Annotated in this window: 19 protein-coding genes; 1 reads left to right on the top strand and 18 read right to left on the bottom strand. The window is 35.7% G+C overall.

What is annotated here, in order from left to right:
• Positions 1-7 precede the first annotated feature (7 nt).
• The 3 genes from ACVRZD_RS06455 to serC are packed head-to-tail and all read right to left on the bottom strand — an operon-like array spanning position 8 to position 2,892.
• Entirely contained in the window at positions 8-1,183 is a 1,176-nt protein-coding gene (locus tag ACVRZD_RS06455; protein ID WP_037625391.1) for a 3-phosphoglycerate dehydrogenase family protein, read from the bottom strand.
• Between the two features lie 46 nt (positions 1,184-1,229).
• Positions 1,230-1,778, bottom strand: coding sequence for a GNAT family N-acetyltransferase (locus ACVRZD_RS06450; RefSeq protein WP_447450366.1), 549 nt, complete (start codon positions 1,776-1,778; stop codon positions 1,230-1,232).
• 19 nt (positions 1,779-1,797) lie between these two features.
• Positions 1,798-2,892, bottom strand: coding sequence for a 3-phosphoserine/phosphohydroxythreonine transaminase (serC, locus tag ACVRZD_RS06445; protein ID WP_037625393.1), 1,095 nt, complete (start codon positions 2,890-2,892; stop codon positions 1,798-1,800).
• A 116-nt stretch (positions 2,893-3,008) separates the two neighbouring features.
• On the opposite strand from serC, the gene ACVRZD_RS06440 reads away from it, so the two are divergent.
• Positions 3,009-3,641 (top strand): copper homeostasis protein CutC, encoded by a 633-nt coding sequence (locus ACVRZD_RS06440; RefSeq protein WP_037625394.1) that lies wholly within the window; start codon positions 3,009-3,011, stop codon positions 3,639-3,641.
• 27 nt (positions 3,642-3,668) lie between these two features.
• Here the strand turns inward: ACVRZD_RS06440 and ACVRZD_RS06435 are convergent, their stop codons facing one another.
• The 15 genes from ACVRZD_RS06435 to clpP all read right to left on the bottom strand — a co-directional run bounded on the left by ACVRZD_RS06435 (position 3,669) and on the right by clpP (position 14,698).
• Entirely contained in the window at positions 3,669-4,064 is a 396-nt protein-coding gene (locus ACVRZD_RS06435) for a DUF5684 domain-containing protein (RefSeq protein WP_037625395.1), read from the bottom strand.
• A gap of 156 nt (positions 4,065-4,220) precedes the next feature.
• Positions 4,221-5,090, bottom strand: a complete 870-nt coding sequence (gene rsmI, locus ACVRZD_RS06430) for a 16S rRNA (cytidine(1402)-2'-O)-methyltransferase (protein ID WP_037625396.1) — start codon at positions 5,088-5,090, stop codon at positions 4,221-4,223.
• A 3-nt stretch (positions 5,091-5,093) separates the two neighbouring features.
• A complete protein-coding gene (yabA, locus tag ACVRZD_RS06425; RefSeq protein ID WP_052128124.1) occupies positions 5,094-5,363 on the bottom strand; it encodes a DNA replication initiation control protein YabA in 270 nt (89 codons plus the stop codon).
• Between the two features lie 43 nt (positions 5,364-5,406).
• Positions 5,407-6,207, bottom strand: coding sequence for a regulatory iron-sulfur-containing complex subunit RicT (gene ricT, locus ACVRZD_RS06420; protein ID WP_037625399.1), 801 nt, complete (start codon positions 6,205-6,207; stop codon positions 5,407-5,409).
• Positions 6,204-7,079: a DNA polymerase III subunit delta' gene (locus ACVRZD_RS06415; protein WP_037625400.1), complete on the bottom strand. Its 876-nt coding sequence runs from the start codon at positions 7,077-7,079 to the stop codon at positions 6,204-6,206. Before ACVRZD_RS06415 ends, ricT begins: the two co-directional genes overlap by 4 nt.
• A gap of 13 nt (positions 7,080-7,092) precedes the next feature.
• Positions 7,093-7,749, bottom strand: coding sequence for a dTMP kinase (gene tmk / locus ACVRZD_RS06410; protein WP_037625402.1), 657 nt, complete (start codon positions 7,747-7,749; stop codon positions 7,093-7,095).
• Between the two features lie 62 nt (positions 7,750-7,811).
• Complete coding sequence (locus ACVRZD_RS06405) at positions 7,812-8,474, bottom strand: CBS domain-containing protein (protein ID WP_037625405.1); 663 nt, start codon at positions 8,472-8,474, stop codon at positions 7,812-7,814.
• 82 nt (positions 8,475-8,556) lie between these two features.
• Positions 8,557-9,261 carry an ABC transporter ATP-binding protein gene (locus tag ACVRZD_RS06400; RefSeq protein ID WP_198777467.1) on the bottom strand — a complete coding sequence of 235 codons (705 nt, stop codon included), beginning with the start codon at positions 9,259-9,261 and terminating at the stop codon, positions 8,557-8,559.
• A gap of 5 nt (positions 9,262-9,266) precedes the next feature.
• Positions 9,267-10,031, bottom strand: coding sequence for an ABC transporter ATP-binding protein (locus ACVRZD_RS06395; RefSeq protein ID WP_037625409.1), 765 nt, complete (start codon positions 10,029-10,031; stop codon positions 9,267-9,269).
• Positions 10,032-10,985, bottom strand: coding sequence for a branched-chain amino acid ABC transporter permease (locus ACVRZD_RS06390; protein WP_037625411.1), 954 nt, complete (start codon positions 10,983-10,985; stop codon positions 10,032-10,034).
• 3 nt (positions 10,986-10,988) lie between these two features.
• The gene (locus ACVRZD_RS06385; RefSeq protein ID WP_037625413.1) at positions 10,989-11,858 is read right to left on the bottom strand and encodes a branched-chain amino acid ABC transporter permease; all 870 of its coding nucleotides are present in this window, start codon (positions 11,856-11,858) and stop codon (positions 10,989-10,991) included.
• A 63-nt stretch (positions 11,859-11,921) separates the two neighbouring features.
• Positions 11,922-13,094, bottom strand: a complete 1,173-nt coding sequence (locus tag ACVRZD_RS06380; protein WP_037625416.1) for an ABC transporter substrate-binding protein — start codon at positions 13,092-13,094, stop codon at positions 11,922-11,924.
• A 152-nt stretch (positions 13,095-13,246) separates the two neighbouring features.
• Complete coding sequence (locus ACVRZD_RS06375) at positions 13,247-13,522, bottom strand: YlbG family protein (protein ID WP_037625418.1); 276 nt, start codon at positions 13,520-13,522, stop codon at positions 13,247-13,249.
• Positions 13,523-13,524: 2 nt separating this feature from the next.
• Positions 13,525-13,965: a YlbF/YmcA family competence regulator gene (locus ACVRZD_RS06370; protein ID WP_037625421.1), complete on the bottom strand. Its 441-nt coding sequence runs from the start codon at positions 13,963-13,965 to the stop codon at positions 13,525-13,527.
• A gap of 142 nt (positions 13,966-14,107) precedes the next feature.
• A complete protein-coding gene (clpP, locus tag ACVRZD_RS06365) occupies positions 14,108-14,698 on the bottom strand; it encodes an ATP-dependent Clp protease proteolytic subunit ClpP (RefSeq protein ID WP_037625423.1) in 591 nt (196 codons plus the stop codon).
• Positions 14,699-14,923 lie beyond the last annotated feature (225 nt).

Genomic DNA, 14,923 nt, shown 5'->3' with positions numbered 1-14,923 from the left:
TCTATTTCTATTTGGTAATTAATCTAACTTTTATAATGTTGTCACTGTCTTTGAAACCTTGTACCAGTTGGTCAATTTTAGTGGCATCGCATTCATCCAAATCTAGTAAGGTATAGGCATAGTCACCTTTTGATCGATTAATAATATTAGCAATATTGATATTTAAATCAGAAACAGCTGTCGAGATCTTCGCCACAATATTTGGGACATTCTTATTGATTAGTGTAATTCGGTATGGCGCTACTAAGGCTTGGTGAACATTCGGGAAATTCACAGAATTGGTAATCTCACCAGTTTCCATGAAACGTCGAATAGTTTGACTTGCCATAATGGCACAATTTAATTCCGCTTCTGCCGTTGATCCTCCAACGTGAGGGAAGACTGTTACTTTTTCTTTATTTAGAAGTTCTTCTGTACCAAAATCAGTAATGTAACGTTTAACGACTCCTGTTTCAATAGCTTCAAAGAGGGCTTGATTATCGACCAATTCGGCGCGTGCAAAGTTGATAACAGTTGTTCCTTTTTTCATAATACCAAAAGCATCTTTATTGAAGGTGTTTTTGGTATCTTCAGTCAAGGGAACATGAATTGTAATGTAGTCACACTGTGCAAAGATATCTTTAAGGTCATTGACCCGTTTGACATGACTTGAGATATTCCAAGCTGTCTCAATGGAAACATATGGGTCATAACCAAATACATGCATGCCTAGTCGATAAGCATCATTAGCAATTCTTGCTCCGATGGCCCCCAGTCCAATAACACCCAATGTCTTGCCACTTATTTCACTACCCGCAAATTGTTTCTTACCGGCTTCAACCTGTTTTGGAACATCGTTTCCAACTAAGTTATTTGTCCACAAGTTTGCTGAAATATAGTCTCTTGCTGAAAGTAGAATCGAAGTTAATACTGCTTCTTTAACTGCATTGGCATTTGCACCTGGTGTATTAAAGACAACTATCCCCTTTTCAGTTGCTACTTGAATTGGGATATTATTAGTTCCTGCACCTGCACGCGCAATAGCTTTTAGATTATCAGGAAATACTATGTCATGAAGATTTTCACTTCTTAAGATATAGGCATCGGGATTTTCTGCCAAATCCCCGTCAATTTGAAATGCGTTTCCTAGTTCTTTTAGTCCAATTTGATTAATATTATTAAATGTTTTTACACTAAATACCATAATTTTTTAAAAGCTGAGATAATTATCTCAGCACTCCTTATTATTTTTATAAACCATAGCGACTGTCTTCATCAATTTCTTGATAATCAGCCTTCTCATGGTCACCTTTGATTTTTTGATAGGCAAGTCTGACACCTGCTAAGGGTACTTTACCGCAGTAGATGTAGCCTAATTTTTCAAAAATATGTTGCATGCCCAAGTTCATTTCATGTGTATCGCCACGGAAATCAACTTGATCAAATCCTTCAATCAGTCCTTGTAAGAAAGTTTGTCCGATAGCTTGTCCTTGTTTGTCTTTAGCAACAGCAATGCGATGAAAAGTAATATAGACTTTATTATCTGTTAACCATTTACCATCATAAATAGCATTATAAGCCTCTTCATTACCAAAAATGGCAGCTGTATAAGCTACAATCTCACCATCTTCCAAGGCAACATAACCTTGCCCGGCCAAGATATCATCAATAATGATTGAGGCATCTGGATAACCATCTTGCCATTGATCACTGCCATAGGCAGCAATGACTTCTTTAGCACCGTCAATAAGTGCCATAATTTGATTTACTTCATTTGGAAAAGCTAATCTAATTTCCATACTTACAAAACTCACATTCCTAATTTTTATTTAAACGTTCAAATTCTTTCATAAAATCAATTAATGCAACTACACCTTCAGCTGGAAAGGCATTATATAAGCTAGCACGCATGCCACCAACACTGCGGTGACCTTTAATATTTTTAAAGCCAAGAGCATCTGCTTCTTTTACAAAAGCATCGTCTAACTCCTTACTCGGAGTGGTAAATGGAATATTTGCGACTGACCGATCCTTAGCATTTTTTACTGGACTCTGATAGAAGTCCGAATGGTCGATATAAGAATAAAGTAAGCCCGATTTATCTCGATTCAAGACTTCCATCTGATCCAAGCCTCCTAATTCCTTAACCCACTCAAAAACCATTTTAGCAATATAAATACTATAGGCTGGTGGTGTGTTATACAAGGATTGCGCATCTGCCTGAATCTTGTAGTCTAACATACTTGACAGTGTAGGCTGCGTATTTAGTAAATCATTTCTGACAATAACTATTGTCACTCCAGCTGGACCAATATTCTTTTGAGCACCAGCATAGATAAGTCCAAAGTCTTCCACATTATAACGAACTGCTAGAATGTTTGATGACATATCGGCCACTATTGGGACACCTTTAGTGTCCGGTAAATCATAAATAGCTGTTCCTTCAATGGTATTATTTGTAGTTAAATGAACATAAGCTGCATCTGGTGCAATTTGGGTTATATCACTGTGAGGAATATGGTCGAAGTTACTATCTTCTGAGGACGCCCATAATATCGGTTCAAACGGTATTGTTTTAGAAAGTTTTAAAGCTTCTGTATAGGCTTTTTTACCCCATGATCCTGCGACTAAATAATAGGCTTTTTTACCACGCGCTAGATTCAAAGGCAACATGGTAAACTGTGTTGATGCGCCGCCTTGCAAAAAAAGAACCCGATAATTATCAGGAATAGCCATCAATTCTCTTAAAAGGTATTCTGCATCTTTTATTATGTGATCAAATTCTTTGGATCGGTGGGACATTTCTAATACACTCATGCCACTTGATTGGTAGTCAAGCATGTCTACTTGAGCTGTTTCAAGGACAGACGTTGGCAAGACCGCTGGCCCTGCAGAGAAATTATAAATTGTCATAGGTACACCTCCAAAATTATTATTCCGAGTATATCATAATTTTCAGAATGTTACAAAGATTTTTAGAAAATTCCTTTGATAAAACATGATATAATAGAAGAATAAAGGAGAAGGTTATGTTAATCAAAGAATTTTGCGCAGAAAACTTAACAAATTTGAACAATTTAAGCACATTATCAATCTCCCGTGTTGAATTATGTGATAACCTAGCTGTTGGTGGGACCACACCTTCATTTGGCATTATTAAGGAAGCATGTCAGTTACTCCATGAAAAATCAATCACAGTAGCTACCATGATTCGTCCACGTGGTGGCAATTTCGTTTACAATGATATCGAACTACGAGCCATGGAAGAAGATATGATTAAAGCCATTGAAGCTGGGTCAGATGCTTTAGTCCTCGGTTGCTTAACATCTGATAATCTCTTAGATACAGGTGCCATAGAGCAGCTCCTACCGGCTAGCCAAGGTTTGCCACTTGTCTTCCATATGGCTTTTGATGCTATTCCTGAAAAAGAGCAAAAATCAAGCATTGATGCCTTGATTGATTATGGTTTTGTTCGTATCCTATTGCATGGCGGTTCAGCTAGTCAAAGTATCTATGACAATGTCGACCACATCAAAGATTTAATCACCTATGCTGATGGCCGCATTGAACTAATGATTGGTGGAGGTGTCACAGCCGCTAATGCACACGAACTAAGCCAACTCACTGGAAGCAAAATTGTCCATGGGACAAAAATAATATAAAAAAATCAACTCAGTGAGTTGATTTTTTTAGCCCATAATATGATTTACAGTATGGTAGTTACCTTCTGAGTAAAGTTTACCAAAAGCTACAACTAAGGTCACAATTCCTGGGAAAAATAATCCAAGTACTGCCAATCCTTTAGATGCACCAAATGCTCTCAAGTAGCAAAAATGTGTGTAAGAATAATAAATAGCCAAAACCCAACCAATAAAATAGAGCCATTTATTTTCTTCACCAAAGGCAATTTTATGTTTTACAAACCCACCGTAAATTGGAATAATTGATTTCCAGCCTTCATAGCCAGCCTTTTTAAAGAGACGCCAGTTTCCAATCACCATCAGCAATGCTGACAGAAAGACAATAAGCAAAATAAAACCATAAATACCTGCAATGGTAACCAATGTTACTTCTTCTTCAGTCATAAATCTCCTCTTTCTAATTAAAACAATATGACAATAATTCAATTACATTGTCATAATGATATCCCGACATTAAAATGGTATCAAATTTGTAGCAATTATCCAAGTATAGTCGATTTTTGGTATTAAAAAAAGATGAAAATGCGAACAATCATCTTTTTATATTCCATGATAAGCATTATAGACATCTTGTCTATTAAGTTGATAATCTTTAGCAACTGTTTTAATAGCCTGATTTGGTTTCATCCCTTGATTAATTTTTTCTTGAACTAAATTTGGTATAGAGGTTATGATGTCATCTTGCTCAATTCTCGGGGTTACATCACTGTGACCTGAGACAATAATCAAGCATTCTCCTTTTAGAGGACTTTCTAAAATAGAAGACAATAATTCAGAAATTGTCCCACGTCGATATTCTTCGAAAATTTTAGTCAACTCTCTAACCAAAACCACTTGTCTATCTCCATAGATCAATTTCATATTTTCTAAGGTATCTGCTACACGATAAGGTGACTCATAAAAAATCTGTGTTTCAGGATAATCTTTTTTTTCAGTAAAAAAATCTTTTTGTTGACCTGCTTTTCTTGGTAGAAAACCATAAAAAATATGTGGTTGCGGAGCTAGGCCGCTTGCAATTAAAGCCGTTATCCCTGCGGATGCTCCTGGCAAGGCAACGACGTTAATATCTTTTGCAATAGCTTCTTTAACTAAATCATGACCAGGATCAGAAATAGAGGGCATCCCTGCATCAGATACCTGCGCTAGCGATTTCCCCGATAATAATAATTCAATTAAGGCCGGTATTTTGTCATAAGCATTATGTTCGTGAAAGGAAAATTGTTTGGTCATGATATCAAATTGTTTGAGAAGAAGGCCGGTATTTCTGGTATCTTCCGCACAAATCAAATCAACTGTTTTTAGGATTTCAATTGCCCTAACAGTCATATCCTGTAAGTTTCCAATTGGTGTTGGAACTAAATAAAGACATCCTGATTTCTTTTTATCTTTGAAACTTTTCTGGATTTGCATTGGCTACTTTCTGTCTAATAATTCTCTACAAAACATGCATTCTTCGTCATTCTCACGGCGTTGTCCATAAAAGAAATTACAAATATGAAAACCTTCATCATAAATATTTTCCAAATGCTCTTTCCCTTGTTTTAAGGTTTTGTGGACTGTCTCGTGTTCTAATTGACTAAGGCGATCACGTAATTTTGTATTTTCTATTCTTAGTATTGTGTTTTCTTCAACCAAGCCCTGGACTTGTTTTTTCATGGCTTCTATATCTGCTAATGTCACCATAAGGTTTTGCGAAAAGCCATCGAATGCGTCAAAGAGCTCTCTTTTATTGACCAATTTTTACCTCCTCTAATGGGTAGTCAACGATGGTACCGTTATTTTCTAATTTTACTTTTAAGACTTCTTGAAAAATATCAATTGCCTCTACTCTTGCTAATCCCTCTTTTGTATGAACAATTTCCCCATAATCTGGAAATTTGAGTTTACTTTCTTTATAGAAATCATCCTCATACTGCAAACAGCATAACAAGCGACCACAGTAGCCTGTACTTTTGCCAGAGTTCAAGGATAGTCCCTGATTTTTTAGCATTTTAATAGATACAGCTGGAAATTCACCTAAAAAACTTGAGCAACATAAGGGACGTCCACACGGACCAATTGCTCCAAATATTTTAGCTTCCTCTCGGCTATTAATTTGTTTTAATTCAATTCTTGTTTTGAATAGCGTCGCTAAATCTCTTAATAATTGTCTAAAATCTACACGTTCTTGTGCAGTGAAAGTTATTAAGACAAAGCTTCTCTCCAATGGAAAAACAATATCAACAATCTTCATGTCCAAACTGTTTTTAGCAATAAGTTCTTTGACTGTTTCTTTAGATTGCTTTGCGTAATGAGCATTATGTTTGTTAGCTTTGGTGTCCATATCTGTTGCTTTTCTAACAAGCACAGGGATATCTTGAGGCAATTTATCCTCAGCCATCTCCCTTATGGGATGAGAAATTTTTGCTAAATAAGAACCTTTTCCGTCTTTAACAACTATCTCTGTTCCTTCTGGAAAGGCTAGGTCTGTTTTTACAAATTTTGCCAAGTCACCAACTGCATACTTGACACCAATTACCTTAGTCATGAAATCACCATAAATTCTACAACATTGAGGAAGCTAACATTACTTTGCCACATTAAGCGAGCTTTATATAAGGCTTCAAGATAATATAAATTATTTTTTTGAGAATAATCCTTTGAAAGGATGAGGGTTAGTAGTTTCAAAATCATATCTTGATCTGCTTTTTCACTAGCTACTAGACTTAATCGACTAGCTTCAAGATAAGCTTTTTCTTTATCACTGATCAACAGACTTGCAAACTGTTGACTTTTATTTACTAATTCTAAGACCTTATTATCTTTTGCCAAAATTTCTAAATCTCTTGGACTTTTTGCAAGTTGAGCAATGAGATTAGCTTGTCTTTTCAATAGCCCTAATTCTTGTGCTCTTTGTGATAAAAAAGAAGTATTTTTAGGAAAATGGAAAATCTGTGTCCGACTTTTTATAGTTGGCAGTACTTGATTGTCGTCATTCGTCAACAGAAAAATATACGAAGCACTTTGTGGTTCTTCAATAAATTTAAGCAAACTATTAGCTGCATTGATATGCATCTTTTCACAATCCCTAATAATAAAAACTTGTTTTTGACTCTCATATCCCGTCTGAGAAAAATTTCGCATCATTTCTCTAACAGTATCTGTTTTTATAACTTGACCAACAGGTTCTAAAATTGTAACATCAGAAAATTCATTGTTTTCAATCAACTGACAACTTCGACATTTTCCACAAGGCAAGTGATCTCTAACTTCCTGACAAAAAATAGCTTGCGCAAGAAAAATGGCCATATCGAAATTAGCATAATCTCCAGAAAAAAGATAGGCATGATTGAGACGATTTTTCTTTAATATCTGTTTAAATTCTTGGTATGCCTTTGGTGCTACTTGCTCTATTTGCATCCCTCTTTCCCTCTCAGGCATTTAATTTTGCTTTAATAGTTTCGAAAGCATCCGATACAACCTCTTCTAAAGCTTTTGAGGCATCAATTGTTACGATTCGATGAGGATTTTCAATCGCTAATTCTAAATACCCCTGACGAACAGCTTGATGCATTTCTAATTTTTCAAGGTCTAATCGATTGATTTCGCGTTGACTATTTTTAGCGATACGACTTAGGCCCACTTCAGAAGGAACATCGAAATAGAGAGTTAAATCAGGATCAATACCATCGGTTGCAAAATCATTTAGCCACTGAATATCAGCCTTTTTTAACCCCCTACCACTACCTTGATAAGCCACAGAACTATCAATAAAACGATCCATGAGGATCATCTTCCCAGCTTCTTTAGCAGGAATTACTTTCTCAACCAAGTGCTGACGTCTAGCAGCAATGTATAGAAGTAACTCCGTCTTATGATCCATAGCTGTATTCTTAACATCTAGGATAATTTCTCTAATTTCTTCAGCAATTGCTACGCCCCCAGGTTCTCTAGTTATCAAAATCTCATCTTGCCACTCTGATTTTAATAGGGGCAAGAGAGCCTCTAAGACACTCGTTTTTCCTGCACCATCTGGACCTTCAAATGTAATAATGATTCCCTTGGATTTGTCGTTTTCTTTTTTATTCATACCTCTATTTTACCAAAATTTAAGAGAAAAAACACTGCCAATTACTAGCAGTGCATTAATCTTTAAAATACTTCTTGCTTTGGGTGAGTTTTTGAAACAGATACAACTTCTACACCTGTATTTTCCAATTTTTCCTGTAAGATTTCTGGAAGAATATCGCCATCAATTTGAATTTCAACAACCGTCTTACCACTTGAGCGGGTATCTACAACTGTTCGTCTAATATTTAAATTCGCTTCTGAAATTGTTGAAGTAAGGCGAGCCAAAACTCCTACTGCATTATCAGTATGAATCACAACTCGAATGCCTTCTAAACCATAGCCTGAAATGTGTAGAAAAGCTCTATAAACATCTCGATCTGTGATAATTCCTACTAACAGATCTCCCTCTAAAACAGGTAAAACACCAATTTTATGGGTTAGCATGAGGTAGATTGCATCTTCCAAACTGGCATCAGGTTCAACAGTGATTACCTTTTTAATCATAATATCTTTTATTTTTGTTTTATTTAACAAATAATTCATTTCATAAATTGATAAACTAGTTGCTTTTGAGGGCATCGCTTCTGCCATTGTTCCTGCAGTGACCAAGCCCACTAAATAACCATTCTCAACAACTGGAAGTCGACGTAAATCTTCTTCTCTCAATAAGTCAGCTGCCTTCGCTACTCGAGTTTCTGGAGTAATGGTAACAACTTCTTTAGTCATATAATCTTTAACTGACATATCTTATCCTCATTTTATCTACATAATTTATTATAGCATGCTTGAACACTTGAGACAGTGTTCGGAGTTAAATTAGAAAGTATTAACCACCCAGATAAGCTTTTTTGACTTGGTCTGATTCCAATAACTTCTTACCAGTACCAGATAAAACCACCCTGCCTGTTTCTAAAACATAAGCTCTGTTAGCAATTGATAAGGCCTTATTGGCATTTTGTTCAATTAACAAGACTGTAGTACCTTGCTTTTGAATATCCTGAATGATATCAAAAATTTCTTGGATAAAAATTGGTGCTAATCCCATCGATGGTTCATCCAACAGAAGCAATTTAGGTTTACTCATGAGGGCTCTTCCCATTGCTAGCATTTGCTGTTCGCCACCTGAAAGCGTTGCAGCATCTTGAGCTTTACGTTCTTCAAGTCGTGGAAAACGATCAAAAATCATTTTCAGATTTTTTTGATTCTCTTCTCGATCTTTACTCAAAAAGGCACCCATCTCTAGATTTTCCATAACCGTTAAACCAGAAAAAACATGTCGTCCTTCTGGTACTTGTGATAGACCACTCGCAACAATTTTACGGGCCGGCATCTTTTGGATTTCTTTACCTAAGAAACTAATTTTTCCACTTTTGGGACGATTTAGACCGGAGATAGTCCTTAAAATGGATGTTTTTCCAGCACCATTGGCTCCAATTAGTGTAACAACTTCGCCTTCTTCAACGTGAAAAGAAACATCCTTGACAGCTTCAATAGCCCCATAATTAATGGATAAGTTTTCAACTGATAACATTGACACTACAAATCACCTCCAAGATAAGCCTCGATAACACGCTTATTATTTTTTATTTCTTCGGGATTGCCATGGGCGATTAAGCGACCATACTCTAACACATAGATTCGTTCAGTAACTTCCATAACCAGACTCATGTCGTGCTCTATAAGGATTATGGTAATCCCAAAATCATTCTTAATCTGACGAATTAATGCCGTCAGCTCTGCTGTTTCCTGTGGATTCATCCCTGCAGCAGGCTCATCTAAAAATAAGATTTTAGGTTTGGTTGCTAAAGCTCTGACAATTTCTAAACGACGTTGCTTACCATAAGGAAGATTTTTTGCCAATGTGTCGAACTCAGTTTCTAAACCAAAAATTACTAGTAATTCTAAAGCTTTCGCCTTCAATGCTTCCTCGCTTTGATAGAACTTAGGAAGACGTAATAAACTTGCAAAGGTATGCGATTTTTCTTGATTAGCTAAACCGATTAGTACATTTTCAAGAACTGTCATTTCTTTAAATAGACGAATATTTTGAAAGGTTCTAGACAAGCCTAGAGAGGCAATTTTAAAAGGAGTTTTGCCATTCAATTCAATCCCATCGAGTACAATCGTTCCTTCACTTGGAGAATAAACACCCGTTAAAAGATTAAACAAGGTTGTTTTTCCAGCTCCATTTGGGCCAATAAGTCCAACCAGCTCTCCTTCAGTTAGTTCCAAAGAAATATCTCCAACGGCTGTTAAACCACCGAAATTTTTTGTTAGATTTTTTACTTCAAGAAGTGCCATCTATTTGCCCTCCTCTGTCTTTTTTGTGAAAAATTTAGATAGGCTGAGCTCTTTTGTTCCTAATAGTCCACTTGGCTTGAATACCATAACTAAAATGAGGGCTAAAGAGTAAATAATCATACGAACTTCTGAGAAGCTTTGTAGATACATATTTAGGCCACCTAAAACTATTGCTGCTACAATTGTCCCAGTCATTGAACCTAAACCACCTAAAACTGCAATAATAAGATAATCAATAGATCTCATGATGGTGAAATCTTTAGGAACAACCGTTCCAATATAGCTAACATATAATGATCCTGCAACACTGGCAGTCATTGCTGCAAATGCAAAGGTCGCAACTTTAATTTTTGTGGTATCAACGCCCATTGATTCTGCTGCAATTTCATCCTCACGGACTGAAATAACTTGGCGTCCAAATGAACTTCTAATGAAATTCATCATCAGAACAGCTATTAGAACTGTAAATACATAGACAATTGGTAATGTAGTATAAGGCAAGACACCTGATAAACCAGCAGCGCCATTTGTCATTTCACCACCATTAACGATAGCAATACGAATAATTTCAGCGACACCTAAAGTAGCAATTGCTAAGTAATCACCTTTTAAACGAAGAGTCGGAAATCCGACAATTACAGCTATTAAGCCTGCAATAATCATTCCCACAAGCATTGATAAATAAAACCCAAAATAAGTTGGCATTTGTTTGGTTAAAATAGCTGTTGTATAGGCTCCGATGGCCATAAATCCTGCTTGACCAAGGGGAAACTGACCCGAAAATCCAAGAACAAGGTTTGTTCCCATTGCCATAATAATTGAGATGCCAATCCCCATTAAAATTTGAACGTAATATGGTCCAAGAATTCCACTAATTGTTAAAAAATTAAGAACTAGAAAAAGAAGAACAATTAGGATACCCCAGGCTAAAATGGATTTGATATTTCGTTTCATTTTTTACACCTTCTCTTTCACATTCTTACCTAATAATCCTGCAGGTCTAATTAATAAGATAATAATAAGTACTGCATATACAACTGCATCGCGATAACTGGATAAACCGATTGACGTCGAAAAAGTTTCCAAGAGTCCAATCATAAATCCACCAAGAGCTGCACCCGGAATAATCCCAATTCCCCCAAGAACCGCAGCTACAAAGGCTTTTATCCCTGGCGTCATCCCCATCAACGGATTAATTGAATTATAATAAAGTCCAATTAGCACACCTCCCGCTCCTGCTAAAGCAGAGCCTAAGGCAAAAGTGAAACTAATGGTAGAGTTAACATTAATACCCATTAATTGGGCGGCGTCACTATCAACTGATACGGCACGCATTGCTTTACCCATCTTAGTTTGTTTTACAATAAATTGTAATCCTAACATTAAGGTAATAGATATAAGAAGGATAATCATTTGTACATTTGTGACAGTAATGGGACCTAGTGAATATTTAACAATTGTCAAAGCTTGAGGAAAAGCTCTTGCTTCAGCCCCTACAAAATAAACCATACCATATTCTAGAAGGAAGGATACCCCAATTGCAGTGATTAAAGCAGCAATCCTCGTTGAATTTCTCAAGGGACGATAAGCTAAAAATTCAATTAGAACTCCCAAAGTCGCTGTAATAACCATTGTTAATACAAGTGTCATAAAGAAATTCAGATGGAGTGTATTAATTAAATAATAACCGATAAAAGCACCCATCATATAAATATCACCATGGGCAAAGTTGATCAATTTTATTATTCCATATACCATTGTATAACCTAAAGCTAACAAGGCATAAACACTTCCTAAAATAAGACCATTTACAAGTTGTTGGAGCATATAAATACCAAACTTTCTAACATAATAGTGTGGGGAAGCATCGCATCCCCACACCTTTTATTACTAGTCTGCTTTGACTGTTGTTGAAGAAGATTCTTTACCATCAGTTAGCCCGACTACAGAAACTGATTTAACAGGATTATGTTTTTTATTAATTGTCATACTTCCAGTTGCACCATTAAAATCTTTAAGTTTTTCTAAGTTTTTAGCTAAATCAACTGACGTTTTAGCCCCTTTAGCTGCATCAGCTGCCATGTATACAGAATCATAGCTTAAAGCGGCAAACATTGATGGCTCTGTACTATATTTTGCTTTGTATGCTTCCGCGAATTTCTTAGCTTTGTCTGAGCTTGAAGCTGAGAAACCTGAGATATAGTAAACTTTATTTGTGTTAGCACTACCAGCAAGTTCAACTAATTTGTTATCCGCAAAGCCATCAGGTCCTACAATCGGCGCATCAATTCCCATTTCACGGGCTTGTTTGATGACTGTACCAGTTTCTTGGTAGTATCCAGGCATGATGATTGCGTCAAATGATTCCCCTTTAATTTTTGTAAGGGCTGATTGGAAGTCTGTATCTCCCGATTGGAATGTAGCTTCCGTTACAATTGTATCTTTGTAGATTTTTTTGAAGCGTTTTGCAATACCTTTTGCATAGTCACTTGAATTATCATAGAATAATACAACTTTTTTTGCTTTAAGTGTCGTCGTCGCATATTTTGCAAGGACATCCCCTTGATAGCTATCTACGAAAGTTGTTCTGAAAATGTATGGATTAGTTTTACCATCACTTGCAATTGTCAAATCATCCTGAGTACCAGAAGGTGTGATTAACGGTACTGCAGCTTTAGTAGCATTCGGTGACGCTGCTGCTGTTGCACCAGATGTTGCTGGTCCTACAATGACATTAACCTTGCTTTGAGTTGCTAAACTAGTTGTTACAGTTGCTGCTTCAGAGTTGTCAGACTTGTTATCCTTTGAAACAAGTTCAAGTTTTTTCCCTGAAACCCCACCCTTTTTATTAATCTCTTCAACAGCTAATTTGGCACCTTTTTCCTCAGCACTTCCATAAGCTGCAACTCCACCTGTTAATTCCAAGTTAAGTCCAACTTTTACTGTTTTGCCGATTTCATTTCCTTTTGAAGTGGAATTCGTACTCGAAGGTGCTGCAGAACATGCTGCTAGAGACACAGTTGAAACAAGTGCAAGTCCTGATAATAACATTTTTTTATTCATATAAAATCCCCTTAAGTTGAAAAGTATTTTTAGTATGATAATAAGAATACAGAATTATCTGAAAATTGTCAATAATTTAGAATACATTTTTTAAAATAAAATAAAAAAGCCATAAAATAGTATTTTTAGGCTTTTTTTAGCTTATTTAATTGTCAGATAATTCCAGATGCCATCTCGTCTTGACGATGTAAATTACCAACAAAGTCATGATTAATGTCGTCAAATCCAGATAATTTCACATCTTTTATAAATTTTAACTTTCCAATTTCTTTGATTTTACTATCAACATCCTCTGTATTAATATATAAGACCAAATATCTAGAGCGTTTGGAATGATAATATAAATCACCATACTTTGTCACTTTTCTAGCATCACGATTATAATATAAATAAATAATAATTCCGATTCTATCTTGTTTTGAATACATGTTCAATCCTTTTCTTTGATATTTTGGTACCGCCCATGCTTTGGGTGTTTTTTTCTAGATGCCAATGGCAAACCTGTGTCGATAAATATCGTAGGTGATACAGCACTAGCAAGTTGTTGGCTTATTTTAGCTAAGATTTCTTGGCATGCTATCTCAGCATATCTTAACGCAATGATATTGGGACTGGTATCAAGTTCCTTTTTCTTAGCCAAAATTGATTTCCTCATTTCTCTCAATTCCGGCCGAAACCTAATAAATTCTTCTTGAGTATAGTTATCTGTTAATTGCTTTAGCTCTGAAATAGACTCTTGCAGCTCGTGATCATTATCAACTATCTTTAGTTTTTCTTTATAATTAATAAATTCAGGAGAACTTACCAACTCATTAACCAAAGAATCAATGGCATCTTCAATTATAATAAGATCTTCATTTATGACTAACATATCTTGATTATAACATAATGTCCTGTAAACAGTTGATAAAGCTCATTATTTTTATCCAAATTCTCCTATAAAATAAAAAGCATCCCAATCGTTAGAGTTTTTGTCTAACTTTCGGGATACCATCCTTTTTCAAGGGCATGTTTTATTTAAGGCTATTATTTTCCATGATTTCATCAATGAAACCATATGCTAAGGTTTCCTTAGCATCCATCCAGTAATCTCTTTCAGCATCTTTATGAATTTGCTTAATTGTTTTACCAGAATTATCTGCTAAGATTTTTTCTAGACGTTTACGAGTTTTTAACAATTGCTCCGCAACGATAGCCATATCTGATTGTTGCGTACCACTTCCAGCTCCCCCCATCGGTTGGTGGATAAGGTATTCAGCATTTGGCAACATAAATCGTTTACCTTTTGTACCTGATGAGGCAATAATTGTTCCCATCGAAGCTGCCATCCCCATAACAATCGTTTGGACATCAGATTTAATAAAATTCATTGTATCTACAATTGCTAACCCTGCAGAAACAGAGCCACCTGGAGTATTTACATAAAGGTAAATATCTTTGGTATTATCTTGTGCATCCAAGAATAATAGCTGAGCAATAATAGAATTTGCCATATTATCCTCAACTGGACCCGTTAGCATAATAATACGATCTTTTAAAAGACGTGAATAGATATCATAAGAACGTTCACCACGGCTTGTTTGTTCAATAACAACAGGAATCATAAAATTCTCCAATCTAATTTACTATTTTTGAGATGATACTCTAAAATAGGTAATCTATAATGATGACCTTATTATAGTCTATTGGTCAATATAGGTCAAATAATAAACTTACTTTTAAAAAACTTTCTAGCCAATAAACTAGAAAGTTCTCTGAATCAAGCTTCATTTCAGAAAAGACACTCAAGGCACCTGACTTTAATGCTTAATAAATAAAAGTACACCAGT

The sequence above is a fragment of the Streptococcus hongkongensis genome, from assembly GCF_053206145.1.
Note: the sequence above shows the minus strand (reverse complement) of the source record. Positions and strands in the feature narration are given on the sequence as shown.

Bases quoted from the DNA above. Each gene is read 5' to 3' on its own strand.
- ACVRZD_RS06455 (WP_037625391.1), bottom strand. From the start codon at position 1,183: ATGGTATTTAGTGTAAAAACATTTAATAATATTAATCAAATTGGACTA.
- ACVRZD_RS06450 (WP_447450366.1), bottom strand. From the start codon at position 1,778: ATGGAAATTAGATTAGCTTTTCCAAATGAAGTAAATCAAATTATGGCA.
- serC (WP_037625393.1), bottom strand. From the start codon at position 2,892: ATGACAATTTATAATTTCTCTGCAGGGCCAGCGGTCTTGCCAACGTCT.
- ACVRZD_RS06440 (WP_037625394.1), top strand. From the start codon at position 3,009: ATGTTAATCAAAGAATTTTGCGCAGAAAACTTAACAAATTTGAACAAT.
- ACVRZD_RS06435 (WP_037625395.1), bottom strand. From the start codon at position 4,064: ATGACTGAAGAAGAAGTAACATTGGTTACCATTGCAGGTATTTATGGT.
- rsmI (WP_037625396.1), bottom strand. From the start codon at position 5,090: ATGCAAATCCAGAAAAGTTTCAAAGATAAAAAGAAATCAGGATGTCTT.
- yabA (WP_052128124.1), bottom strand. From the start codon at position 5,363: ATGGTGACATTAGCAGATATAGAAGCCATGAAAAAACAAGTCCAGGGC.
- ricT (WP_037625399.1), bottom strand. From the start codon at position 6,207: ATGACTAAGGTAATTGGTGTCAAGTATGCAGTTGGTGACTTGGCAAAA.
- ACVRZD_RS06415 (WP_037625400.1), bottom strand. From the start codon at position 7,079: ATGCAAATAGAGCAAGTAGCACCAAAGGCATACCAAGAATTTAAACAG.
- tmk (WP_037625402.1), bottom strand. From the start codon at position 7,749: ATGAATAAAAAAGAAAACGACAAATCCAAGGGAATCATTATTACATTT.
- ACVRZD_RS06405 (WP_037625405.1), bottom strand. From the start codon at position 8,474: ATGTCAGTTAAAGATTATATGACTAAAGAAGTTGTTACCATTACTCCA.
- ACVRZD_RS06400 (WP_198777467.1), bottom strand. From the start codon at position 9,261: ATGTTATCAGTTGAAAACTTATCCATTAATTATGGGGCTATTGAAGCT.
- ACVRZD_RS06395 (WP_037625409.1), bottom strand. From the start codon at position 10,031: ATGGCACTTCTTGAAGTAAAAAATCTAACAAAAAATTTCGGTGGTTTA.
- ACVRZD_RS06390 (WP_037625411.1), bottom strand. From the start codon at position 10,985: ATGAAACGAAATATCAAATCCATTTTAGCCTGGGGTATCCTAATTGTT.
- ACVRZD_RS06385 (WP_037625413.1), bottom strand. From the start codon at position 11,858: ATGCTCCAACAACTTGTAAATGGTCTTATTTTAGGAAGTGTTTATGCC.
- ACVRZD_RS06380 (WP_037625416.1), bottom strand. From the start codon at position 13,094: ATGAATAAAAAAATGTTATTATCAGGACTTGCACTTGTTTCAACTGTG.
- ACVRZD_RS06375 (WP_037625418.1), bottom strand. From the start codon at position 13,522: ATGTATTCAAAACAAGATAGAATCGGAATTATTATTTATTTATATTAT.
- ACVRZD_RS06370 (WP_037625421.1), bottom strand. From the start codon at position 13,965: ATGTTAGTCATAAATGAAGATCTTATTATAATTGAAGATGCCATTGAT.
- clpP (WP_037625423.1), bottom strand. From the start codon at position 14,698: ATGATTCCTGTTGTTATTGAACAAACAAGCCGTGGTGAACGTTCTTAT.